This window comes from Sphingobium sp., assembly GCF_048594625.1.
Taxonomy (GTDB): Bacteria; Pseudomonadota; Alphaproteobacteria; order Sphingomonadales; family Sphingomonadaceae; genus Sphingobium.
In genome coordinates, this window is sequence record NZ_JBMDWL010000098.1 from 1 (window position 1) to 23923 (window position 23923).

General features: G+C 65.2%; 24 protein-coding genes and 1 pseudogene. 17 read left to right on the forward strand and 8 right to left on the reverse strand.

Annotation, left to right across the window (positions count from 1 at the left end; translation table 11 throughout):
• Nucleotides 1-655 (reverse strand): annotated as a pseudogene (gene purN / locus ACOJSJ_RS12270) (phosphoribosylglycinamide formyltransferase); the annotation flags it as partial.
• 100 nt (nt 656-755) lie between these two features.
• Nucleotides 756-1850 (reverse strand): phosphoribosylformylglycinamidine cyclo-ligase, encoded by a 1095-nt coding sequence (gene purM, locus ACOJSJ_RS12275; RefSeq protein ID WP_420145269.1) that lies wholly within the window; start codon nt 1848-1850, stop codon nt 756-758.
• Nucleotides 1851-1973: 123 nt separating this feature from the next.
• Between purM and ACOJSJ_RS12280 the strand changes: the two genes are divergently transcribed.
• The 6 genes from ACOJSJ_RS12280 (at nt 1974) to argB (ending at nt 9439) form a co-directional block, all read left to right on the forward strand.
• On the forward strand, nt 1974-3242 hold the full coding sequence (locus ACOJSJ_RS12280; RefSeq protein ID WP_420145270.1) for a heavy-metal-associated domain-containing protein: 1269 nt from the start codon (nt 1974-1976) through the stop codon (nt 3240-3242).
• Nucleotides 3239-3877, forward strand: coding sequence for a chromosomal replication initiator DnaA (locus tag ACOJSJ_RS12285; protein WP_420145271.1), 639 nt, complete (start codon nt 3239-3241; stop codon nt 3875-3877). Before ACOJSJ_RS12280 ends, ACOJSJ_RS12285 begins: the two co-directional genes overlap by 4 nt.
• Nucleotides 3878-3880: 3 nt before the next feature.
• Complete coding sequence (locus ACOJSJ_RS12290; RefSeq protein WP_420145272.1) at nt 3881-6019, forward strand: RNA degradosome polyphosphate kinase; 2139 nt, start codon at nt 3881-3883, stop codon at nt 6017-6019.
• Complete coding sequence (locus ACOJSJ_RS12295; protein WP_420145273.1) at nt 6019-7536, forward strand: Ppx/GppA family phosphatase; 1518 nt, start codon at nt 6019-6021, stop codon at nt 7534-7536. Before ACOJSJ_RS12290 ends, ACOJSJ_RS12295 begins: the two co-directional genes overlap by 1 nt.
• A gap of 199 nt (nt 7537-7735) precedes the next feature.
• Nucleotides 7736-8407, forward strand: coding sequence for a queuosine precursor transporter (locus tag ACOJSJ_RS12300; RefSeq protein ID WP_420145274.1), 672 nt, complete (start codon nt 7736-7738; stop codon nt 8405-8407).
• A 114-nt stretch (nt 8408-8521) separates the two neighbouring features.
• Nucleotides 8522-9439 (forward strand): acetylglutamate kinase, encoded by a 918-nt coding sequence (gene argB, locus ACOJSJ_RS12305; protein WP_420145275.1) that lies wholly within the window; start codon nt 8522-8524, stop codon nt 9437-9439.
• Here argB and ACOJSJ_RS12310 read toward each other — a convergent pair.
• Nucleotides 9402-9833: a DoxX family protein gene (locus ACOJSJ_RS12310; RefSeq protein ID WP_420145276.1), complete on the reverse strand. Its 432-nt coding sequence runs from the start codon at nt 9831-9833 to the stop codon at nt 9402-9404. The two genes, argB and ACOJSJ_RS12310, sit on opposite strands and share 38 nt — an antisense overlap.
• A gap of 448 nt (nt 9834-10281) precedes the next feature.
• Here ACOJSJ_RS12310 and ACOJSJ_RS12315 point away from each other — a divergent pair, with 448 nt between their 5' ends.
• Genes ACOJSJ_RS12315 through ACOJSJ_RS12335 form a run of 5 tightly spaced genes read left to right on the forward strand, consistent with a single transcriptional unit; the run spans nt 10282 to nt 13121 of the window.
• Nucleotides 10282-10596 (forward strand): YggT family protein, encoded by a 315-nt coding sequence (locus ACOJSJ_RS12315; protein ID WP_420145277.1) that lies wholly within the window; start codon nt 10282-10284, stop codon nt 10594-10596.
• A 32-nt stretch (nt 10597-10628) separates the two neighbouring features.
• Nucleotides 10629-10919, forward strand: a complete 291-nt coding sequence (locus ACOJSJ_RS12320; RefSeq protein ID WP_420145291.1) for a DUF167 domain-containing protein — start codon at nt 10629-10631, stop codon at nt 10917-10919.
• Nucleotides 10916-11809: a bifunctional methylenetetrahydrofolate dehydrogenase/methenyltetrahydrofolate cyclohydrolase FolD gene (gene folD / locus ACOJSJ_RS12325; protein WP_420145278.1), complete on the forward strand. Its 894-nt coding sequence runs from the start codon at nt 10916-10918 to the stop codon at nt 11807-11809. Before ACOJSJ_RS12320 ends, folD begins: the two co-directional genes overlap by 4 nt.
• Nucleotides 11806-12504, forward strand: a complete 699-nt coding sequence (locus tag ACOJSJ_RS12330) for a YybH family protein (RefSeq protein WP_420145279.1) — start codon at nt 11806-11808, stop codon at nt 12502-12504. Before folD ends, ACOJSJ_RS12330 begins: the two co-directional genes overlap by 4 nt.
• Entirely contained in the window at nt 12501-13121 is a 621-nt protein-coding gene (locus tag ACOJSJ_RS12335) for a MarC family protein (RefSeq protein ID WP_420145280.1), read from the forward strand. The genes ACOJSJ_RS12330 and ACOJSJ_RS12335 overlap by 4 nt, the downstream gene beginning before the upstream one ends.
• Nucleotides 13122-13213: 92 nt before the next feature.
• Here ACOJSJ_RS12335 and ACOJSJ_RS12340 read toward each other — a convergent pair whose 3' ends face one another.
• A complete protein-coding gene (locus tag ACOJSJ_RS12340) occupies nt 13214-13897 on the reverse strand; it encodes an OmpA family protein (RefSeq protein ID WP_420145281.1) in 684 nt (227 codons plus the stop codon).
• A gap of 153 nt (nt 13898-14050) precedes the next feature.
• Between ACOJSJ_RS12340 and ACOJSJ_RS12345 the strand changes: the two genes are divergently transcribed.
• A complete protein-coding gene (locus ACOJSJ_RS12345) occupies nt 14051-15367 on the forward strand; it encodes a hemolysin family protein (protein WP_420145282.1) in 1317 nt (438 codons plus the stop codon).
• Nucleotides 15368-15430: 63 nt separating this feature from the next.
• Here ACOJSJ_RS12345 and ACOJSJ_RS12350 read toward each other — a convergent pair whose 3' ends face one another.
• Entirely contained in the window at nt 15431-16114 is a 684-nt protein-coding gene (locus ACOJSJ_RS12350) for an extensin family protein (RefSeq protein WP_420145283.1), read from the reverse strand.
• 176 nt (nt 16115-16290) lie between these two features.
• Between ACOJSJ_RS12350 and ACOJSJ_RS12355 the strand changes: the two genes are divergently transcribed.
• From ACOJSJ_RS12355 to ACOJSJ_RS12365, 3 genes are all read left to right on the forward strand, one after another.
• Nucleotides 16291-17451 (forward strand): phosphoserine transaminase, encoded by a 1161-nt coding sequence (locus tag ACOJSJ_RS12355; RefSeq protein ID WP_420145284.1) that lies wholly within the window; start codon nt 16291-16293, stop codon nt 17449-17451.
• 126 nt (nt 17452-17577) lie between these two features.
• Complete coding sequence (gene serA / locus ACOJSJ_RS12360; RefSeq protein ID WP_420145285.1) at nt 17578-19158, forward strand: phosphoglycerate dehydrogenase; 1581 nt, start codon at nt 17578-17580, stop codon at nt 19156-19158.
• A 142-nt stretch (nt 19159-19300) separates the two neighbouring features.
• Nucleotides 19301-20431, forward strand: a complete 1131-nt coding sequence (locus ACOJSJ_RS12365; protein ID WP_420145292.1) for an ATP phosphoribosyltransferase regulatory subunit — start codon at nt 19301-19303, stop codon at nt 20429-20431.
• A 355-nt stretch (nt 20432-20786) separates the two neighbouring features.
• Here the strand turns inward: ACOJSJ_RS12365 and ACOJSJ_RS12370 are convergent, their stop codons facing one another.
• Nucleotides 20787-21671 (reverse strand): bestrophin family protein, encoded by an 885-nt coding sequence (locus ACOJSJ_RS12370; protein WP_420145286.1) that lies wholly within the window; start codon nt 21669-21671, stop codon nt 20787-20789.
• Between the two features lie 162 nt (nt 21672-21833).
• A complete protein-coding gene (locus tag ACOJSJ_RS12375) occupies nt 21834-22070 on the reverse strand; it encodes a hypothetical protein (RefSeq protein ID WP_420145287.1) in 237 nt (78 codons plus the stop codon).
• A 13-nt stretch (nt 22071-22083) separates the two neighbouring features.
• Between ACOJSJ_RS12375 and ACOJSJ_RS12380 the strand changes: the two genes are divergently transcribed.
• Together ACOJSJ_RS12380 and ACOJSJ_RS12385 are read left to right on the forward strand one after the other, a co-directional pair.
• Nucleotides 22084-22284 (forward strand): hypothetical protein, encoded by a 201-nt coding sequence (locus ACOJSJ_RS12380; protein ID WP_420145288.1) that lies wholly within the window; start codon nt 22084-22086, stop codon nt 22282-22284.
• A 9-nt stretch (nt 22285-22293) separates the two neighbouring features.
• On the forward strand, nt 22294-23193 hold the full coding sequence (locus tag ACOJSJ_RS12385; protein ID WP_420145289.1) for a LysR family transcriptional regulator: 900 nt from the start codon (nt 22294-22296) through the stop codon (nt 23191-23193).
• A 110-nt stretch (nt 23194-23303) separates the two neighbouring features.
• On the opposite strand, the gene ACOJSJ_RS12390 is transcribed toward ACOJSJ_RS12385, so the two are convergent.
• Nucleotides 23304-23923, reverse strand: a 620-nt coding sequence (locus ACOJSJ_RS12390) for a helix-turn-helix domain-containing protein (RefSeq protein WP_420145290.1), incomplete at its 5' end; no start/stop codon positions are given.

A 23923-nucleotide genomic window follows, 5' to 3' on the forward strand; every position in this document is an offset into this window, starting at 1 on the left:
GCATGCCGTGGGACACGACCTCATCCGCCTGCGGCAGGGCGAGCGCGGCTTCGCGCACCTTGTTCAGCAGCCAGTCGGGCTGGCGATCGCGGGTGACGAAATCGGCGAGCGTGCGGGAATAGAGCTGATGCTCCGCGATCAAGATGCGGGTGGCCAGGCTGCCTTCCGTATCGCCAGGCAGGATCGCGACCGGGGTCTGGCCCAGCACCAGGCCGTCGTCCAGTTCCGCCGTCACGATATGGACCGAACAGCCCGCATGACTGTCGCCCGCGTCGATCGCGCGCTGATGGGTATCGAGACCCTTATATTAGGGCAGCAGGCTGGGATGGATGTTGATCATCCGGTTTTCCCAGCCGGACACGAATTCCGCCGAAAGCAGGCGCATATAGCCCGCCAGCGCGACATATTGCGCGCCCGCCGCGCGCAGTTGCGCGTCGATGATCCGGTCGAATTCGGCGCGTTTCAGGCCCTTGTGGCTGTGGCCGAAGGTCGCGATGCCCTCTGCGGCGGCCAGCGCAAGGCCCGGCGCGTCGGGATCGTTGGCGGCGACCAGCACGATCTCATAGGGGCAGTCATCCGCCTTCGCCGCGTAGAGCAGCGCCGCCATGTTCGATCCACGGCCGGAAATCAGGACGCCGACCTTTGCCTTGTTCATACCCAATCCCGTCCGGTTCGAGAATTCTGAGCTTGTCGATGGGCGAGAACCCTGCGCGCCGTTCTCGACAAGCTCGAACCGAACGGAGGTTGTGTAGGGGTCAACCCAGATGGGTGGCGGACCAGTCCGCCTTTGCGCTCCATGTTTCGGCGCTGCCCTTGACGGTGCAGCCCTTTTCGCCTTCGTCCACGGTGCCGATGCGGAACACCGTTTCGCCCGCATCCTCCAGCGATTTCGTGACGGCGGCGACATGGGCTTCGTCCACGGCCAGCACCATGCCGACGCCGCAGTTGAAGGTGCGCGCCATTTCCTGCGGCTCGATATTGCCCTGCGCCTGGAGGAAGGCCATCAGGCGCGGCTGTTCCCACGCATCGGCATCGACCGTGGCATGCGCGCCGTCGGGCAGGACGCGGGGGATGTTTTCGAGGAGGCCGCCGCCGGTGATGTGGGCGAGGGCGTTGATCATGCCGGCGCGGACCAGTGGCAGCAGGCTCTTCACGTAAATCTTCGTGGGGGCCATCAGCGCGTCGATCAGCAGCACTTCATTGTCGAAAAGGGCGGGGCGGTCGAGCTTCCACCCCTTGTCCGCGGCAAGGCGGCGGACCAGCGAGAAGCCGTTGGAATGGACGCCCGACGAGGCGAGGCCGATCAGGACGTCGCCCGGCTTCACCTTGTTGCCGGTCAGCACCTTCGATCGTTCGACCGCGCCGACGCAGAAACCGGCAAGGTCGTAATCGCCATCGCTGTACATGCCGGGCATTTCGGCAGTTTCGCCGCCGATCAGCGCGCAGCCCGCGATCCGGCAGCCATCCGCGATACCGGCGATGACGCGTTCGGCCACGCCCGATTCCAGTTTGCCGGTGGCATAATAATCGAGGAAGAAGAGCGGTTCTGCCCCCTGCACGATCAGGTCGTTGGCGCACATGGCGACCAGATCGATGCCCACGCCATCATGGCGATCATGATCGATGGCGAGTTTCAGTTTCGTGCCGACGCCGTCATTGGCCGCGACCAGCAGCGGATCGTCATAGCCCGCGGCCTTCAGGTCGAAAAAGCCGCCGAAGCCGCCGAGGTCAGCGTCGGCGCCGGGGCGGCGGGTGGCCTTGGCCAGCGGGGCGATGGCGCGGACGAGGGCGTTGCCCGCTGCGATGTCGACGCCAGCCTTGGCGTAGCTATAGGATTCGTTGTCGCTCATGACGCAGCGCTCTACGGTCGAAACGTCATAATGTCGAGTTTTGCGGCAGGTGGGGCAGGAAGCTGGGGATAAGTCGCGCCTTCATGCTTGGCAGGGCGGGCAATGTTCGCCAAAAGGGCGGCCGTGAGCCTGAGCCAGACCCTTTCCCGTCCCGCAGCCTTTGCCCGCCTGCTGTCGCGGCCCGTCCAGATCATGATCGCGATCGCCATCGGGCTGATCGCGGCGGCGCTGTTCGCGCAGATGGAGGGGGAACGCGGCGTCCCGCCCATCGCCAGCGGCGGCGATTTCGAAGTGCGCGGGGTGAAGGTCGACGTCTATGCCAAGGATGCGGACAGCGCCCGCTATGCCGGGTGGCGCATGGCGCAGCGGCAGGCATGGCGGATGCTGTGGGGCCGCACCCATGGCGGCGGCGGTGCGCCCGCTCTGTCCGATTCGCAGCTGGAAGCGATGATTTCCGGCATCGAGGTCGAATATGAACAGAACGGCCCCAATCGCTATGTCGCGACTTTGGGTGTGCTGTTCGACCGGGCGCGGACGGGGCAGCTGCTGGGCGTGTCGGGCCATGTGATGCGGTCCCCGCCGTTGCTGGTCATCCCGGTGATGTGGGATGGCGGTTCGGCCGTATCCTATGAACGCACCAATGAATGGCAGAAGGCCTGGGCGCGATACCGCACCGGGGACAGCGCCATCGATTATGTGCGCGTGGCCGGTTCCATCGCCGATCCCATCCTGCTGAACGCGGGGCAGACCGGGCGACGCGGGCGGCTGTGGTGGCGCGTGCTGCTCGACCAATATGGCGCGGCCGATGTGGTGATCCCCATCGTGCGGCTGGACCGGGCCTATCCCGGCGGGCCGGTGACGGCGACCTTCACCGCGCGCTATGGTCCCGACAACAGCCTGATCGGCAGCCTGTCGCTGCGGGCGTCGAACGACAGCGGCATCGCCCAGATGCTGGACGAAGGCGCACGGCGAATCGACGAACTCTATATCCGGGCGCTGAACGACGGACGCCTGCGGCCCGACCCGTCGCTGATCATCGAGGAACCGGTCGATCCCGCCGCGCTGGAAATCGAGAATGCGAGCGAGGCAGCCGGGATCGAGGCGGTCGACCTGCCCACCGTGGCGACCGGCGGGTCCAGCTTCTCCATCCAGTTCGACACGCCCGACGTCGCGTCGGTGGGATCGGGCGAGGCGACGGTGAAGTCGATCCCCGGCGTGCGGCTGGCCAATACCAGCAGTCTGGCGCTGGGCGGGACGTCGGTGATGCAGGTCAGTTTCGACGGGACCATCGACATGCTGCGCGCCGGGTTGCAGGCGCGGGGCTATGGCGTTGCGGTGTCGGGCAACACGCTGCGCATCACGCGGCGCCAGGCGAGTCCCCCGCCGCAATGAGCCAGATCAGCCTGCCCTTCGAATGGCATGGTGGTGCGGAAGACGGCGATTTTCTGGTCAGCGACGCCAACCGCATAGCCGTGGCTCATCTGGAACGATGGCGCGAATGGCCGCTGTCGGTGAGCGTGCTGACCGGCCCGCCACGGTCCGGCCGATCGACGCTGGCGCGGCATTTCGTGGCGATGTGCGGCGGCGACGTCATCGACGATGCACAGGGCGAGGACGAACATCGGCTGTTCCATGCGTGGAACGAGGCGCAGACCGAGCGGCGGCCGCTGCTGATGGTCGGGCGCACGACGCCGGTCGAATGGACGGTGGCGCTGCCTGACCTGCGATCCCGTCTGGCGGCGGCGCCCCATGTCGCCATCGAGGAACCGGACGAGGGGCTGGCCCGTGCGCTGATCATCCGCGCGTTCGACCGGGCGGGGGCCAGCTATGCCCCCGATCTGCCCGACTGGCTGATGCGCCGGGTGGAGCATCGCTATGGCGCGATAGAGGCGGCGACGCGCCTGCTGGATCGCGAAGCATTGTCATCTGGACGCAAGATTTCTGTCGCAATGGCGAAAGAGGCTCTGCAATCCGCAGGCTTTCTGCCTATAATCCCGCCCGATCCCCTCAACGAGCAACGCGAGTAATCCGTGGCCGAAGCCGATCCCTCCGCCAGTCTGACGCTGCCCAGCGACCGTTTTTTCAACCGCGAGCTGTCCTGGCTGGCCTTCAATCAGAGGGTGTTGGAAGAAGCGATGAACCGCGCCCATCCGCTGCTGGAGCGGCTGCGGTTCCTGTCGATTTCGGGCGCCAATCTGGACGAGTTCTTCTCCGTCCGGGTGGCGGGGCTGAAAGGGCAGCAGTTGCAGGATGTCGACCTGCGCTCCGCCGACGGGCTGACCCCGGCGCAGCAGCTGGCCGCCATCACCGACGAAAGCGCCCGGCTGATGCGTGCCCAGCAAAAGGTGTGGGGCGCGGTGCATCACGAGCTGGCGCAGGTGGGGATCGAGGTGATCGGTCCCGGCAGCGAGATGGACGTGGGATGCGCCCAGTGGCTGCGCGAACATTTTCTGACGCAGATTTTCCCGATCCTGACGCCGCAGGCGCTGGACCCGGCGCATCCATTTCCCTTCATCCCCAATCAGGGGCTTTCGATCGTCTTCGACCTGGAGCGCCTGTCCGACAAGCAGCCGATCCGCGAACTGGTGATGATCCCCGCTTCGCTGGCGCGGTTCGTGCGCATCCCCGGCGAACCGGCGCGCTATATGGCGCTGGAGGCGATCATCCGGCGCTTTTCGGCCGATCTGTTCCCCGGATACCGAGTCCGCAACAGCGGCGTGTTCCGCATCATCCGCGACAGCGACATCGAAATCGAGGAAGAGGCGGAGGATCTGGTCCGCTATTTCCGCAGCGCCATCAAGCGTCGCCGCCGCGGCCGTGTGATCCGCATGGAGATAGAAGAGCGCATTCCCGAACCGGTCGAGGAAATGTTGCAGGATATGCTGCAGGGGCATGAGGCGATCGTCGTGGAGGTCGAGGGCTTCATCGGCATCGGCGACCTGTCGGGCATTGTCGATGCGGATCGGCCGGACCTGAAATTCGAACCCTATGTGCCGCGTTTCCCCGAACGGATTCGCGAATATGGCGGCGACTGTTTCGCCGCGATCCGGGCGAAGGACATTGTCGTCCATCACCCCTATGAAGCGTTCGACGTCGTCGTGTCTTTCCTGAAGCAGGCGGCGTCCGATCCGGATGTCGTGGCGATCAAGCAGACGCTGTATCGCGCGGGCAAGCAGTCGGCGATCATCCGCGCGCTGATCGACGCGGCGGAGGCGGGCAAGTCCGTGACCGCCGTGGTGGAGCTGAAGGCGCGGTTCGACGAAGAACAGAATCTGATGTGGGCCGACGCGCTGGAGCGGGCGGGTGTGCAGGTGGTCTATGGCTTCATCGACTGGAAGACCCATGCGAAGATTTCGATGGTCATCCGACGCGAGGGCGAGCAGTTTCGCAGCTACTGCCATTTCGGCACGGGCAATTATCACCCGATCACGGCGCGCATCTATACCGACCTCAGCTTCTTCACCGCCGATCCGGCCTATAGCCGGGATGCCGCCGCCCTGTTCAACTACATCACCGGCTATGTCGAACCCAAGAAGCTGGAGAAGCTGGTGATGTCGCCGCGCGACCTGCGCGCCACATTGTGCCAGCTGATCGACGCGGAAATAGAGCATGCCCGCGCCGGTCGGCCGGGCACCATCTGGGCCAAGATGAACAGCCTGGTCGACCCCACCATCATCGAAAAACTCTATGCCGCCAGCAATGCCGGGGTGCAGATCGACCTGATCGTGCGCGGCATATGCTGCCTGCGGCCGGGCGTGCCGGGCATGTCGGACAATATCCGGGTGAAGTCGGTCGTCGGCCGGTTCCTGGAACATAGCCGCATCGCGGTGTTCGGCAATGGCAAGGCGCTGCCCAATAACGGGGCGAAGGTGTTCATCAGTTCGGCCGACTGGATGCCGCGCAATTTCGACCGTCGCGTCGAATTTCTGGCGCCGGTCGAAAACCCCACCGTGCATGACCAGATATTGGATCAGGTGATGGTCGCCAATCTGATCGACACCGAACAAAGCTGGTCGCTGGACAGCGATGGCAGCTACAGGCGGCTGGAGCCGGGCGACAAGCCGTTCAACCTGCACCGCTATTTCATGACCAACCCGTCCCTGTCCGGGCGCGGGGCGGCTTTTGACAATGAAGCGGTGCCGACGCTGCGCCTGCGTGGGCTGGCCTGATGCCCTCGATGCTGAGCCGGGTGCGCGCCGTCGCCGAACAGATGGCGACATCGCCGCAGCCGGCCCATGCCCGCACCGCCATCATCGACATCGGATCGAACAGCGTCCGTCTGGTCGTGTATGACGGGCCACGCCGCATTCCGTTCATCCTGTTCAATGAAAAGGTGATGGCGGGGCTGGGCGCGTCGCTGGCGCGGACCGGCGCGATCGAGGCGGAGGCGATGGATCGCGGGCTGCGCGCCATCGGCCGCTTCGCCCATCTGTGCCGGGCGATGAAGGTGAGTGAAATACGCTGCGTCGCCACCGCCGCCGTGCGGGACGCGACCAATGGTGGCGAGTTCATCGCGCGGGCGAAGGATATGGGCCTGACCGTCGAACTGCTGTCGGGCGCGCAGGAAGCCATCGGCGCGGCGATGGGCGTGTTGTCGGGCATTCCCGACGCGGACGGCATTATCGGCGATCTGGGCGGTGGCAGTCTGGAACTGGCGCGGGTGCGGGGCGGCGCGGTCGAACAGACCATATCGCTGCCCCTGGGGGTGCTGCGCCTGCCGCAGATCCGGGCGAAGGGGCCGCGCGCACTGGAGCGGACGGTCGCCAAGATGCTGGACAAGGCGGGATGGGCGGTGGAGCCGGACCTGCCCTTCTATCTGGTGGGCGGATCGTGGCGCGCGCTGGCGCGGTTCGACATGCAGCTGACCCATTTTCCGCTGCCGGTGGTGCATCAATATGAAATGAGCGCAGCGCGGGCGGAGCAGTTGACCCGGATCGTCAGCCATGTCGACCGGACCCGCCTGAAACAGATACCGGCGATGACCGGATCGCGCGTGCCCACCATGCCGGATGCGACGGCGCTGCTGTCCATCGTGGTGCGGCAGTTGCGGTCGAGCCGGATGGTCGTGTCGGCCTATGGCCTGCGCGAAGGATTGCTTTACGAAGGCCTGCCCGCCGATATTCGCGCGCACGACCCGCTGCTGGTCGCGGCAGAGGCGGAGGGGGAAGCGCAGGCGCGGTTCCGCGGGCATGGCGACCGGATCGACCGATGGATCGCGCCGCTGTTCCCCGATGATGACGATGCCGCCCGACGCATCCGCCGCGCCGCCTGCCTGCTGGCCGATGTCAGTTGGCGCGCGAACCCGGATTTCCGGGCGGAGCGCGGGATAGAGATTGCGCTGCACAGCAACTGGGTGGGCATTACCGCGGCCGAACGGGCGATGCTGGGGCAGGCGCTGCACAGCCATTTCGGCGGCGGGGTGACCGCGCCGGTGGGGCTGGACCGGATCGCGAAGCCCGATGCGTTGCGCCGCGCGGCGCTGTGGGGGCTGGCGATCCGGCTGGCGCAGCGCCTGTCGGGCGGGGTCGAAGGGCCGCTGGCGGTGTCGCATCTGGAACGGCAGGGCGATCGCATCGACCTGTATCTGCGCGATGACGACGCGGACCTGTATGGCGAGGCGGTGGAGCGGCGGCTGCGCAATCTGGCGCAGGCGATGGGGCTGAAATATCAGTTGCTGGCTGGGTAGAGCGGCTAGACATTCAGTTCTGGCGGTCTGCAAATGGCGATTGCCCGCGCTTCCGGTGCTCACGTACTTTTAGTACGCTGCGCTCCGGGTCGCGGACAATCACCATTTTCGCCACGCCATCTCCTGAATGTCTAGCCGCTCTAAAAAGCGCTGAAGTGCCCATCTTCCCCCAAGCAACGAATCCCGGTAAGGGCGGGCGATGACTGCATCGCCCGCGCCCATCAGCCGTTCGCTCTTCTTCTTTTCCATCTTCTATGGCGGCATGGTCTGCATTGCCGGCGTGCTGGGGAACAAGCAGGTCGCGCTGGGGCCGCTGTCCGCCGTCGGGCCGATGGTGGGGCTGGGGCCGCTGGCGGTGGAGGCGGGGATCTTTGCCTTCCTGTTATTGGTCACCATTTCCAGCGCCGTCGCGGAACTGCATGGGCGTGCGGTCGCCAACCGGCTGGTGCAGATCGGTTTCCTGCCGCTGATCGCATCGATCCTGATTTCCATTCTGGTTCTGGCCGCGCCCGCCGCCGGGGACATGGACCCCGAGCGGGCCAAGGCATTCGCCCTGATGATGGGCGGCACGCCGCGCATCTGGCTGGGCGGGATCATCGCCTATGGCATTTCGCAGACGCTGAACGTCACGCTGTTCGCTGCGCTCAAGGGGCGGGAAGGTAGCCGGATGCTGTGGCTGCGCGCCGCGACCGCCAGCATCCTGTCGCAGATCGTCGATACGCTGCTGTTCGTGACCATCGCCTTTTACGGGGTGTTTCCGATCGGCGAACTGTTGTTGGGGCAGATGATGGCCAAGGTGCTGCTGTCCGCCATATTGGTGCCGCCGGTCATCTATCTGCTGGTCGGGCTGGGGCGCCGTCTGGATCGCTGAACGGCGCGAAAGTGACAGCGAAAGTGACAAACTGCGCGATATGGCTTTTTTCGTTCGTTAGCTAACTAACCATCCAAAGGCGCGCAAAACTTGCGGCGGGGGGCATATGGCCCTATGCGCGCGCGCATGAACAGCAAGCACGCCCCCGATCCCGCCCTGTTGGCCAAGGCCGAAACCCTCGTCGAGGCGCTGCCCTATATGCAGCGATATGCGGGCAAGACCTTCGTCGTCAAATATGGCGGCCATGCGATGGGCGACCCGGAAGCCGCGCGCGATTTCGCCGAAGATGTCGTGTTGATGAAGGCGGTGGGCATCAATGTCGTCGTCGTCCATGGCGGCGGGCCGCAGATTGGCGCGATGCTGAAGAAACTGGGCGTCGAATCGCAGTTCGTCGGCGGGCTGCGCGTGACCGACGCCGAAACGGCCAAGATCGCCGAAATGGTGCTGGCCGGATCGATCAACAAGGAAATCGTCGGCTGGATCGCGGGCGCGGGCGGCCGGGCCGTGGGCATTTCGGGCAAGGACGGCGGTCTGGTCCTGTGCGAAAAGGTCGGCGGACGGCGTGAGGCCGATCCCAATTCGGGGATCGAGCGCAATGTCGATCTGGGTTTCGTCGGCGATCCGGTGTCGGTCGACCGCCGTATTCTGGACACGCTGGCGGAGAGCGGCATCATTCCAGTGGTGGCGCCGGTGGGCATCGGCACCGACGGTCATACCTATAATGTCAATGCCGACACGATGGCGGGCGCGATTGCCGCCGAGCTGAAGGCGTCGCGCTTTTTCCTGCTGACCGATGTGGCGGGCGTGCTGGACAAGGACAGGAATCTGCTGACCGACCTCGACCCGGCGGCGATCGAACTGTTGCAGAATGACGGCACGATCAGCGGGGGCATGATCCCCAAGCTTGAAACCTGCGTGCGCGCGGTCGAGCATGGCGTGGACGCCGCCGTAATCCTCGACGGGCGGGTGCCCCATGCGATGCTGCTGGAAATCTTTACCGATCGCGGGGCGGGGACGCTGGTCCGGAAATAAGGGGCGCGCGGCGGGCGCGTTGCAGCCAGGCGATCAGCGCGCAGAGCGTCAGGATCACGGCATTTTGCGGCAGCGCGCCGGTTTCGCCCATCGCCATATGGACGGCGGCGGCGGCCAGTTGATTGACGAACAGGATCGCCGCGCCCCACATGCCCCATGCCGGTCGGGCCAGCCCCGCCAGCAGCAGGAGCGCGCAGCCCATTTCGCTGTATCCCATGGCGCGGCCGAGCGGCGGCGGCAGATGTACCGTCCATGCGCCATGTTTCGCCAGTTCCATGAGCGGCGCGAACCCCTTCATATAGCCGACAAAGGCGAAGAAGGCGGCAAGCAGCAGCGAAGCGGCGGCAAGGATCGTCAGCCGCGCGAAACGTGCCGTGCGATGTGCGGCTGTCATGATCCATCCCCCGTCTCATACGACCATGTCGGCCGGTTTGGGCCGATATATAATTAGAATATCTGTTCTTGTAAATTGGATGGAAATGCGGATTGGGGCGGATGCGCCATGAGCCGCATTGCCCCGGACGGGCGGTTGGGGGGCAGATGGCTATATGCCGATCCGTTCGCTTTGGGCGGCGGCGGCAGGGCGGCGCGGGCGTTTCTCGACTACGCTCGAAACGAACGGGATGGGAGCGGACGGGCTGGAAACCAACGGCGTTCGGAATGAGCGGCGCCCGGAATGAACCAGGATATGCGGACGGCCCGGCATCGTCGCGGCCCGGCGCATGATCCGGTTCGATCCGATCGAATCCATGCTCCGCGCATGGGGCGACTTGTCGTAAGGCGGCCCGACAGCTAGATACCGCATCACATGCGCCGCAGCGCAGCATCGGAAGGCCGCCAGATTGTTCGAACTCCTCAACGCCCTCAACCAGATCGTCTACATCGTGCTAGAAGCGATATGGTGGATCATCATCGTGCAGGCGGTGCTGAGCTGGCTGATCGTATTCAATGTGGTCAATACGTCGAACGAATATGTGCGCAATGGCCTCTATGCGCTCGATCGGATGACCGAGCCGATGTACCGCCCTGTGCGCAAGTTCATGCCGGATCTGGGCGCGCTGGACCTGTCGCCCATGGTGGTGTTGCTGGCCATCGTGATCCTGCAGGGACCGGTGCGTGAAAATCTGTTCGGCGCGCTGATGCGGATGGCGGCCTGACCGGGGCGGTGACGCGGGTCGGCGACGACCTGATGATCGCCATCCGCCTGACGCCCGGCGCCAGCCGCGACGAGATTGGCGGGGGCTGGACCGATGCGCAGGGCGCCCGCTGGATCGGCGCGCGGGTGCGGGCGGTGCCGGAAAAGGGCAGGGCCAACGCCGCGCTGATCGGGATGCTGGCCAAAAGGCTGGATTGGCCCGCCAGCGCGATTTTGCTGGAATCGGGCGATACCAACCGGCTAAAGAAATTACGGATTATCGGCGGGGGCGGCGATTGCCCGCGCCTGAACGCTATCATCGAAACATGGGTAGACAGGACATGACCATCGGCAAGATCATCGACGGCAAGGCGTTCGCCGCCACTTTGCGCGACAAGGTGGCCGATGGCGTGGGCGCTTTCGTGGCGGCGACCGGGCGCAAGCCGGGGCTGGCCGTGGTGCTGGTGGGCGAAGACCCGGCCAGCAGCGTCTATGTGCGGTCCAAGGGCAAGATGACCGTTGCGGCGGGCATGGAAAGTTTCGAATTCAAGCGGCCCGACAGCATCGGCGAGGAAGACCTGCTGGACCTGATCGAGGAATTGAATCAGGACGACCGGGTCGACGGTATCCTGGTGCAGCTGCCGCTGCCCAGGCATATCGACGAGGCGGCGGTGATCGCCGCGATCGACCCGGCCAAGGATGTGGACGGGTTTCATGTCGTCAATTCCGGCCTGCTGGCGACCGGGCAGGACGCGATGGTGCCGTGCACGCCGCTGGGCTGCATCATGTTGCTGAAGGATGAGCTGGGCGACCTGAGCGGACTGGAGGCGGTGGTGATCGGCCGGTCCAACATCGTGGGCAAGCCGATGGCGCAGTTGCTGCTGAACGAAAGCGCGACCGTGACCATCGCGCACAGCCGCACCCGCGATCTGGCCAGCGTCGTCCATCGCGCCGACATCGTGGTCGCCGCCGTGGGTCGCGCCGAAATGGTGAAGGGCGAATGGATCAAGCCGGGCGCGACGGTGATCGACGTCGGCATCAACCGCATCGCCGATACGGACGATGGCAAGAGCCGGATCGTGGGCGATGTCGCCACGGCGGAGGCGCTGGCCCATGTCCGCGCCATCACGCCGGTGCCGGGCGGGGTCGGGCCGATGACGATCGCGGTGCTGCTGCGCAACACGCTGGTCGCGGCCCATGCGCGCGCGGGGCTGACGAAGCCCGACGGGTTGTGAGGGCGCGGCTTGCGCTGTTGACGCTGGCCGCCACCGGCCTGATCGCGGCTAAGCCGCCGATGCGGTTCCAGCCCGATCCCAGCAGCGTGATCGCGGCGGAAATCGCGTTCAACCGCATGGCGCAGGAAAAGGGGCAATGGACCGCGTTCCGCGAAACCGCCGCCGACGATGCGGTGATGTTCGTGCCGGAACGGGTGGTGGCGAAGCTATGGCTGAAGAAACAGGCCGATCCGGCGCAGTCGGTCAGCTGGGCGCCGTCCATCGTCTATGTATCGTGCGACGGCAATCTGGCGGCGAGCACCGGCAACTGGAAGCGGCCCGACGGGGCGGCCGGTTATTTCACCACCATCTGGCGGCGCGACAAGAAGGGGCGCTGGCAGTGGATATTGGATCATGGCGACAGGCTGGCCAGCCCACGCGAGGCGCCGGAATTCATGAGCGGCAAGGTCGCCACCTGCAAGCGCGGGGCGCGGCCCGATGGTCCGCCACCGGGGGCGCCTGCTGGGCCGACACCCGGATCGACACCGGGCGGGCGGCCGGGGGCCAAGCCGGGCGACGCCGGGCCGCCGCCCGACCAAAGCCTGATCTGGACCGCCGACGTGGCGGCCGACGGCAGCCGACAGGTGACGGTCCGCATGTGGAACGGCACGACATATGACAATGTGATCGACGACAGGGTAAAGGCCGGATCATGATCGAACTTTTCATTTCCGCCTTCGTCACGCTGTTCGTGGTCATCGACCCGCCGGGCTGCGCGCCGATCTATGCCAGCCTGACCGTGGGGGCCAGCCATGCGCAGCGTCGCGCGATGGCGATCCGCGCCGTGGGCATCGCGGCGGCGATCCTGCTGGTGTTCGCGCTGTGGGGCAAGCAGCTGCTGGGCGTGCTGGGCATCGCGCTGGACAGTTTCCGCATCGCGGGCGGCATCATGCTGTTCATGATCGCGATGGACATGGTGTTCGAAAAACGCACCCAGCGACGCGAGGACCGGGCGAACAAGATCAGCGCCGAAGAACCCCATGTCGAGGATGTGTCGGTATTCCCCATGGCGATGCCGATGATCGCCGGGCCGGGATCGATCGCCACGGTGATGCTGCTGATGTCGCGTGCGGACGGGCTGGCGGAACACGGCGTGGTGCTGGGCGCGGTCATGCTGACGCTGGCGCTGATGCTGGGCGCGTTGGTGAGCGCGGGGCCGCTGATGGCGCTGCTGGGTCACAAGATCGAAGCGGTGATCACCCGCCTGCTGGGCGTGTTGCTGGCGGCACTGGCCGCGCAGTTCGTGATCGACGGGATCAAGGCGAGTTTTTGACGGATGGGTGGTTGCCCACCCCGCTGCGACTAGCTCGCTACGCCCGCAAGTCTCGCTGCCCCTCCCGCGAGCGGGAGGGGTGCGTTTCATGATCAGCCCTTCACGTCCGATTCCGTGACCGGGGCGATCTTGATTTCGACGCGGCGGTTGGCCGCCTTGCCTTCTTCCGTCGCGTTGGATGCGATCGGCTGGCTTTCGCCGAAGCCGCGCGTGCCGATGCGGGCGGACTGGACGCCCTTGCTGACCAGATAGCTGGACACCGCCTGCGCGCGCCGTTCGGACAGCGTCTGGTTATAGGCGTCCGCGCCGTCGCTGTCGGTATGACCGTACACGTCGATATAGGTTTTGGGATATTGCGCCAGCACCGACGCGACTTCGTTCAGGGTCGGCTGAAACTGCGGCTGCACATCCGATTTGTTGAAGGCGAAGGTGATGCCCGACGGCATGCGCAGCAGCAGATTGTCGCCATCGCGAATCACGTCGACCCCGCTGCCCGCCGTCTGTTCGCGCAGCTTGCGTTCCTGCGCGTCCATATAGGCGCCGATGCCCGCGCCCGCGACCGCGCCGATCCCTGCCCCCAATATCTTTTCGGTGCGGTCGTTGCGCCCACCCACCAGATCGCCCAGCAGATAGCCGCCCAGCGCGCCGCCGATGCCGCCAATCGCCGCCTTCGATATGGAACGCTGCCCGGTTTCGGGGTCGGTGGTGCAGGCGGCGGTGGTGGCGAGCATGGCGGCCAGACCCGCTGCGCCGATGATGCGGTGAGAAATCCTCATGATCCTGTTCCCTTGTCTTTCCGTCCGGTTAGGGGGCTGATGCATCCCTTAATGGCCGAGTGGAAAGATTTGTTCCACATGCGAACTGAACCGATGATGATGGCGATGTTGTGATTCTGAAAGAATCGGGGTTATAGGGGGGAACTGACCACCATGGCCACGATCCCCCCTCCCAATCCGACGCCCTTTCCATGGGTAGACCTGATCATCATCCTTGTGCTGGTGGCGCTGAACGGCGTGTTCGCCATGTCCGAACTGGCCGTGGTGTCCGCGCGCAAGCCCCGGCTTCAGGCGATGGAAAAGGCCGGGCGCAAGGGCGCGAAGTCCGCGCTGGCGCTGGCGGCGGACCCCGGCAAGTTCCTGTCCACCGTACAGATCGGCATCACCCTGATCGGCATCGGCACGGGCGCCTATTCGGGCGCCAGCATGGGCGGGCCGACGGGCGAGCGGCTGGAAATGCTGGGCCTGTCGCCCAATGTCGCGGAAAAACTGGGCTTTGCGGTCGTCATCGGCCTTACCACCTACGCCTCGCTGATCGTGGGCGAGCTGGTGCCCAAGCAGTTCGCGCTGCGCGCGCCGGAGCCGATCGCTGTGCTGGTGGCGACGCCGATGCAGTGGATCGCCCGGTTGACCGCGCCGATCGTGTGGGTGCTGGATGCGTCGAGCGGCCTGATCTTCAAGCTGCTGGGGCTGGCGCGCGAATCGGAAAACCATGTCACGGCCGAGGAACTGCACCTGATCGTCGCCGAAGCGAGCAAGTCGGGCGTGATCGAGGAAAGCGAGCGGGCGATCATTTCGGGCGTCGTGCGGCTGGCGGACCGGCCGGTGCGCGAGGTGATGACCCAGCGTATGGATGTCGACTGGATCGACATCGGCGCGGATGAAGAAACGATTCGCGCCAAGTTGCTGGATACGCCGCACACCCGCCTGCCGGTGGGGCGCGGGTCGGTGGAGGATATTGCCGGCATCGTGCAGGCGCGCGACATCATGGCCGCCCTGTTCCGGGGCGAGCCGCTGCATCTGGAAAGCCTGATGCGCAGGGCCGAAGTGCTGCCCGATCAGGTGGACGCCATGGATGCGCTGGAAGTGCTGCGCCGGTCGGACGTGCCGATGGTGATGGTGCATGACGAATATGGCCATTTCGAAGGGATCGTGACCCCGGCCGACCTGATGTCCGCGATCGCGGGCCATTTCGCGTCGGACCGCGACGGTTATGACGAACCCGACATGGTGGAGCGCGAGGATGGCAGCCTGCTGGTGTCGGGGCAGATGTCCATCGACCAGCTGGCCGACCGGATCGACATCAGCCTGTCGGAAGACCGCGATTATGCGACGGTGGCGGGCCATGCGCTGTGGCTGATGCGCCGATTGCCCGAAGTCGGCGATTATGTCGACGATCAGGGATGGCGTTTCGAAATCGTCGACATGGACGGGCGCAAGATCGACAAGCTGCTGGTGGCGGCGGTCTGATCGCTGAAAGAAGAGCTGGTCTGACCAGAGCCTTTCCAAACGGCCCCATCGGTTCCAACCGTCCTAGCGGCAAAATCCGCCGCGGCCGCCCATGTCGAAATGGAAATGGTCGTGATGCGCGGCATTATAGTCGGGGCTGAGGACAGTATTGAACCGCTTGCACGCGCTGGCGTGGATGATTTTCAGGAACTGGCGCGTCTGGCGATCGCCATGCCAGTCCTTCTGGATGCTGATCCGCCGACCGTCCGACAGGATGAAGGCCGATACGTCGATGGCATTGCTGTGCGCATGTTCGGACAGTTTCGCGCTGCCCGCGATCGGGCGGCAATTATAGGTGCCGAAGGTTTCGATCTTCTCGATCTCCGCGCCGAAGATGACGCGGGCGGCCGGTTGCACGCCGAATTTCGCCCAGGCCGCGAAATTGGCGGCCAGATTGCATGTCATCGCGCCCAGATTGGTGGTCGGCACGCCGATGTCGGTCAGCTTCACGCTGTCGATGGCGCTGCATCCGCCGCCGAATCGCTGATCGGGCAGGGGGGTGAAGGCCACCGCCTGCGACGACAGTTTCGCGAAGCACTGGCGGGTTTCGAGCGCGGGTTGCGCGGGCGCGCGGACCGGTTTCGACGGCGCGGGTTTCGACGCGATCTGCGGCGCTCGCCCGCGCGGGACGAGGTCGCCGCTGCACGCACTCAATAGCGTTGCGCATAGCACGGCCAGGGCCGCGCCGCGCAGAAAGCCTGTTTCCATCGCCCGCTTTTCCATGAATCAGATGTTTACCATTGCGAATCTTGCCGAAAGGTAACCGGCCCTTCGCTTCGTCCGATTTCCACAATCGGCTTGACTCTTTTTCCCGCGTCATTAGTGCGGCCGACGGGCCACGCGGTCCCAACGCCGCGCGTGCTCTCTGTAAGGAGATGCATTACATGACTGATCTGACTGCCGTTGACGCCACAATTGCGCCTGCGCAAAAGCCCGCTGCCCGTCCGGCTCGCCCCTTTTTCTCTTCCGGTCCCTGCGCCAAGCCTCCGGGCTGGGATGCCGCCAAGCTGGCCACGCAGTCGCTTGGCCGTTCGCACCGCGCCAAGATCGGCAAGACCCGCCTTGCCTATAGCATCGACCTGATGCGTGAGCTGCTGAATCTGCCCGACACGCATCGCATCGGCATCGTGCCGGGCAGCGACACCGGCGCGTTCGAAATGGCGATGTGGACCATGCTGGGCGCGCGTCCCGTCACGACGCTGGCCTGGGAAAGCTTCGGCGAAGGCTGGGTGACGGACGCCGCCAAGCAGCTGAAGCTGGATCCCACCGTGATCCGCGCCGATTATGGCCAGCTGCCTGACCTTTCCACCGTCGACTTTTCGAACGACGTGCTGTTCACCTGGAACGGCACCACGTCGGGCGTGCGCGTACCCAATGCCGACTGGATTCCGGCGGACCGCGAAGGGCTGACCTTCGCCGATGCGACCAGCGCCGTGTTCGCTTACGACATCGACTGGGCGAAGATCGACGTCGCCACCTTCTCCTGGCAGAAGGTGCTGGGCGGCGAGGGCGGCCATGGCGTGCTGATCCTTGGCCCGCGCGCCGTCGAACGGCTCGAAACCCACACCCCCGCATGGCCGCTGCCCAAGGTGTTCCGCCTGATGGCGAAGGGCAAGCTGGCCGAAGGCGTGTTCAAGGGCGAAACCATCAACACCCCGTCCATGCTGGCGGTGGAAGATGCGATCTTTGCGCTGGAATGGGGCAAGTCGCTGGGCGGTTTGCAGGGCCTGATCGCCCGCAGCAACGCCAATGCCGCCGCGCTGGGCAAGGTCGTGGCGGAGCGCGAATGGCTGGGCCACCTCGCCGCCGACGAAGCGTCGCGGTCGACCACCAGCGTCTGCCTGACGGTGGAGGGCGCGGACGAAGCCTTTATCAAGGCGTTCGCCGGTCTGCTGGAAAAGGAAGGCGCGGCCTATGACGTCGCGGGCTATCGCGACGCCCCGGCTGGCCTGCGCATCTGGTGCGGCGCAACCGTCGAAACGGCGGACATCGAAGCGCTGGGTCCGTGGCTCGACTGGGCCTATGCGACCGTGAAGGCTGCTTAACTAACTTCTCCCTTATATTCCCGTCATCCCAGCGAAGTCTGGGATCTCAGGCCTCTAGGTACGAATTTGCCGCCTGAGATCCTGACTTTCGTCAGGATGACGAATTGCAAAGAAAGGCAATTCGTCATGCCCAAGGTACTGATTTCCGACAAGATGGACCCCCGTGCCGCCGCGATCTTTCAGGAACGTGGCGTCGAAGTCGACGTCATCACCGGCAAGACGCCGGAAGAACTGATTGCCATTATCGGCGATTATGACGGCCTCGCCATCCGTTCGTCCACGAAGGTGACGAAGGCGATCCTCGACGCCGCCACCAACCTGAAGGTCATCGGCCGTGCGGGCATCGGCGTCGACAATGTCGACATCCCCTACGCCTCTTCGCGCGGCGTGATCGTGATGAACACGCCGTTCGGCAACTCCATCACCACCGCCGAACATGCCATCGCTCTGATGTTCGCGCTCGCCCGCCAGCTGCCCGAAGCCAATGCCCAGACGCAGCAGGGCCTGTGGCCCAAGAACGGATTCATGGGCGTGGAAGTCACCGGCAAGACGCTGGGCCTGATCGGCGCGGGCAATATCGGTTCGATCGTCGCCAGCCGTGCCCTCGGCCTCAAGATGAAGGTCGTCGCCTTCGACCCGTTCCTGACGCCCGAACGCGCCATCGAAATGGGCGTGGAAAAGGCCGATCTGGATACGCTGCTGGCGAAGGCCGACTTCATCACGCTGCACACGCCGCTGACCGACCAGACCCGCAACATCCTGAGCCGCGAAAACCTGGCCAAGACCAAGAAGGGCGTGCGCATCGTCAATTGTGCACGCGGTGGCCTGATCGACGAAGCGGCGCTCAAGGATGCGCTGGATTCGGGTCAGGTGGCTGGCGCCGCTCTGGACGTGTTCCAGACCGAACCGGCCAAGGAATCGCCGCTGTTCGGTACGCCGGGTTTCATCTGCACCCCGCATCTGGGCGCATCGACCGACGAAGCGCAGGTCAACGTCGCTTTGCAGGTAGCGGAACAGCTGTCCGACTATCTGCTGGACGGCGGCATCACCAATGCGCTGAACGTGCCCAGCCTGTCGGCGGAAGAAGCGCCCAAGCTCAAGCCCTATATGGCGCTGGCTGAAAAGCTGGGCAGCCTGGTGGGTCAGCTTGAAGGCGACGCCATCACCGGCGTGGCCGTGGAAGTGGAAGGCCATGCCGCCGAACTCAACCAGAAGCCGATCACGGCGGCGGTTCTGGCCGGCCTGATGCGCGTCTATTCGGACACGGTGAACATGGTCAACGCGCCCTTCCTGGCGAAGGAACGGGGTCTGGACGTGCGCGAAGTGCGCCATGACCGCGAAGGCGATTACCAGACGCTGGTCCGCGTGACCGTCACGACCGCGAACGGCGACAAGTCGGTTGCGGGTACGCTGTTCGGCCATGCCCAGCCGCGTCTGGTCGAACTGTTCGGCATCAAGGTCGAAGCCGATCTGGACGGACACATGCTCTACATCGTCAATCAGGACGCGCCCGGTTTCATCGGTCGTCTGGGTTCGACGCTAGGCGAAGCGGCCGTCAACATCGGCACCTTCCACCTTGGTCGTCGCGATCAGGGCGGCGAAGCCGTGCTGTTGCTGTCGGTCGACGGCACCGTCACCGAACCGCTGCGCTGGGAAATCTGTAACCTCACCGGCGTGAAGACGGTGAAGCTGCTGCGTTTCGCGTAAAGCATAAAAACACCGTTCGGTTCGAGTAGCCTTCGAGCGAAGTCGAGAAGGCGTATCGAGAACAGTTCTCGACAGGCTCGAACCGAACGGCGGATGGGGATGGCCTCACCTCAAAAATCCGCTAAAGGCCAAGCCCATGACCATCACCATGATCCCGCCCAGCCTGCTCCCGGAGGGCCTGTCCGACCGTCTGCCGCCGCAGGCCGAAGCATCCGCGCGTCTGGCGCGCCGCGTGCTGGATACGGTGGCGACCCATGGATATGAACGGGTCATGCCTCCCCTTGCGGAGTTTGAAGATACGCTGACCCAGCGCCTGAAATCCATGCGGGCGCAGGATCTGGTCCGCGCCGTGGACCCGGTGTCGCAGCGCACGCTGGCATTTCGTCCGGACATGACGGCGCAGGTCGGCCGCATCGCCGCCACGCGCCTGTCCGCCGCGCCGCGCCCGCTCCGCCTGTCCTATGCCGGACCGGTCATCCGGCAGAAAGCGAGCCAGCTGCGCCCCGAACGCGAAAAGATGCAGTTGGGCGCCGAACTGATCGGCCATGACGGCGCGCCCGCCGCGGTCGAGATCGTCAACATCGCGATCGAGGCTTTGCAGGCCGCTGGCGTGACCGGCATCACCATCGATTTCACGCTGCCCGACCTGATCGACGCGCTGGCCGCCGGGCCGTTGCCGCTGGGCGCGCATGAGGTGGAAGCGGTGCGCGCATGCCTTGACGCCAAGGATGCGGGCGCGCTGACCGCGATCGGTTCGGCCGCCGCCGCCTATCTGCCGCTCATCGAAGCGACCGGTCCCTTTCACGCCGCGATGGAACGGCTGGAGGCGTTCAGCGCCAGCATCGGCGGCGCGATCGACAGCCGCATTGCGGGGCTTCGCGCCATTGCAAAGCCGATCGGCTGGGACATCACCCTGACGCTTGACCCCACAGAACGCCATGGCTTCGAATTTCAGAACTGGTTCGGTTTTTCGATCTTTGCCGAAGGTTTCATCGGCGAAATCGGACGCGGGGGTAGCTATGCCATCGCGCGGGCCGATGGGGCGGACGAACCGGCGATGGGCTTTTCGCTCTATCCCGACCCGCTGATCGATGCGGGCTTTGGTGGCGATAGCCCCGGGCGCCTGTTCCTGCCGCTGGGCCATGACGCCGAACGCGCCGCCACGCTGCGCGCGGAAGGGTGGCACACGGTCGCGGCGCTGGGCGATGGCGAAGACGGCGCGGCCCAGCGTTGTTCCCACTGGCTGGATGGCGGGGACGTGCGCGCCTATTGAGGTGTGGCTGGCGCGGGGGCGGGCGGCTTTCTCTCAGCGGAACAACCGCTGGCGCGTGACGGGCGTCCGACAGGGGATGTTCGCGGTTCGTCGAAACCTTGGGACTGCGCTATCTGCTTCTCGACTGCGCTCGAAGCGAACGGATCTGGATAGGCGGCTCTGACAGGTCCGGCCCGAACGGACTTAAGGTGAAATACCGTCATTCCAGCGCAGGCGGGCAACGGGGGCGCTATCTTGCCCTTACCTGGCGCGCCGTTGCCTGAGATCCCAGCCTTCGCTGGGGTGGCAGCTCATTCGGGCAAGGTTGCGCCGCAACCGGCCGGGCGGTTTCGTGAGATCGCCGCCCTGCCATCTTTTACCACAGCACGCCGTCCACCGGCTGCACCGCTGGCGGTGCGGGCAGGTCTATCGCCTGATTGAGGTCGCCCTCGATCGTGGTGGTGATGGCCAGCAGCGGCAGGTCGTGCACGTCGTTGCCGAACGGATCGACCAGATCGTCGCCGATCTGAAGCACCGCCAGGAACATGAAGCCCGCCACCGCAGAGCCGACCGGCGTCGCGATGCCCAGCGTTTCCACCAGCCCGACCGGCAGCAATATGCAGAACAGGCGGGTGAAATATTTGGGGAAAGCGCGATATTGCGCGGGCAGGGGGGTGTTCTTGATCCGCTCCATGCCGCCCTGCGCATTGGACATGTCGACCAGCATGCCTTCGATCCGGCTTTGCAGGATGGTGTCGATCCACCCGCGCTTGACCGCATCCATCAACCGCCGGTCGCTGCCGTCCAGCAGGCCGTTGGCCGGGTTGTTGCGGGCCAGTTCCTCATGCGGGCCATCGCCCAATATGCGCTGTACGTCGGGCGCGGGGTCTTCGCGTCGCAACTGGCAGCGCAGCGCATGGACATAGGCGATGTGGCGCTTCACAAGCGCCGTGCCCATGGCGCGGGCTTCGGCCGTATCGGGGAAATAGGCGAGCACCGCGCGGGCATAGCTGCGCGACACATTGACCATCGCGCCCCATAATATGCGGCCTTCCCACCAGCGCGAATAGGCGCTGTTGACGCGGAAGCCCAGAACCAGCGCCAATGCCGTGCCGAATATGGTCAGCGGCAGCGCAGGCGCCTTGAAGGGCGAGATATAATAGAAAATGGTGACCGCCAGATCCCAGAAGAACAGCGCGATCAGCGCGCTCCATGCTTTCTGGAAACTCTGGCGGATGCGGGGGGAGCGTCCGACGATCATGCTGCTTCATGTCTCTTGGGCATGGGTCCGACCCTAACGGGGTCATGCCCTGTCTGTCATTTATTGTTTCAGATGCGGTCCGGCAACGGCGGCCGACGCCCCCGTTGGCGCTGCCCCTGCCTGAAATTGCTGCCTCAGAACCTCCGGCCTGCGACCGGGATGTCAGAGGGCCTCGCCCCCTTCGTCATCCAGTTTCAGCCAGGCATGGCGCAGCGCCAGACAGCCGAAAATGCCCACGACCTTCAGCGTCGTGGCATGCAGCGTGGGGGTGTCGTCCATCAGCGCAAAGGCGAGGCAGACCAGCCCCAACAGCATCGCGGCATAGATGGGCAGCGCCTCAATATCATTCCAGGCGATGGGTGGATCGGCCTTTTCACGGCGCAGGCTCAGTATCGACATGGGCATAAACTCCGTGCTGGATTTCGGGATCGCCCATGAAAATGATGCGCCGCAAAAGCCCCCGTCAACGCGGCGCGCCAAACGCAACATAGGTTTGCGCAAATCGGAAGCGGGCAAGAAAAGGTTACAAAACTGCCATTTTCCAGAGACGGAGAAACAAAAGCATACGGTGCTGCAACAGCCCTTCTATTGCATCGCAGCATCCGTTCCCTAGCTTGACCCGATGGCCGATCGCTTCGCTGAAATCGAATCTTTCGTGAAGATCGCCGAATCGGGCACGCTGTCCGAAGCGGCGCGAAGGCTGGGCCTGTCGCTGGCCGCGACCAGTCGCCGACTGTCCCAGCTGGAGGCGCGGCTGGGCGTCATGCTCATCCGCCGCAACAGCCGCCATCTGTCGCTGACGGAGGAAGGCGCGCTGCTTTACGACCGGGCGGGCCGCGCGCTCAGCGTCATCGACGATGTGGAAACCGACGTCATGCGCCGCGCGACGGAAGCGACGGGCCTGTTGCGGGTGGTGACCACGATCAACGCGGCGCGGATGCGGCTGGCGCCGTTGTTCCGCCAATATGCGACGCTGCATCCCGATGTCGCCATCCATCTGGAAACCGCGGAGCAGGCGACGAACATCGTCGAAACTGGCCATGACATCGCCATCTGTTTCGACCCGCCGCCAGACAGCGCGCTGACGATGAAGCGGCTGACCGACAATCCCCGCCTGCTGTGCGCCGCGCCCGACTATATCAACCGGCGTGGCCGTCCGGTCAGCGTCGCCGATCTGGCGCTGCACGACAATATCGTGGTGGGCGAAGCGCAGCAGGAGATATGGCGTTCGGTCGTCGGTGGCGGCACCGGTCCGCGCGTGACGCTGAGCACCAATGACGGCGAAATGGCGCGGGCCTGGGCGCTGGACGGCGCGGGCATCGTCATCAAATCGCTGTGGGAAGTGGCGGACGATCTGGATGCAGGGCGCTTGCAGCCGTTGTTGCCCGAAGTGGTGCTTCCCGTCTCCTCCATCGTGGCGCTCTATGTGCCGGGGCAGGGGGAAATGGCCAAGGTACGATCCTGCCTCGATTTCCTGGCCCGGCATCTGAAGCGCGACTGGCCCACGGCGGCCGCGGCCTGAAAGGGCGATTTCCAAAGCGGCACCGGCCCAATCTCGCACCCCCGGCCACCCATATATTGCCGTCGGATGGGGGCGGTTTCGGCACATCCTCAAACATTCTCCCAACGGTGCTAGACGCGCCGGAACGGATAGGGGGCGATGGTCCGTTCATAGCTGTGCAGGTCCAGCGCGCGCGTGACTGGCGGAAGGGCGCGGTCGGGGCAGTCGCGCCGATCGCATAGATGGCATGTCGGCCCGACCCCGGTCGCTTCGCCACGATCCACATCCATCCCGTCGGCATGGGCGATCCGTGCGGCATGTTTCGCATCGCACCCCAAGGCGATCACGGCCCGTCCGCGCGCGCCGCCCGAGCGCTGCGGCAGGCCGGCCGCCAGCGTCAAGAAGCGCCTGCCGTCCAGCGTTTCGATCAGCTGCGCCGTGACCCGTTCGGCATCCTGCACGCCGTGCGCATCCCATCGCGGGCAGGTGCCGCCGAACCGGGCAAAGGGCCATGCCTCCCCATCGAAGCGTTTGGATATGATCCCGGCCCGGTCGATCCGCGCCATGAAGAAGGGGATGCCGCGCGCGCCCGTGCGGTTCAGGCTGGTGAGCCGGTGCGCCAGTTGTTCCATCGACACGCCGAACCGGTCGCGCAGCAGGGGCAGGTCATGGCGGCTCTGTTCCGCCGCCTGCCGGAACCGGTCATAGGGCATGAGGAGGGCGGCGGCGGCATAGTTGGTCAGCACCATGA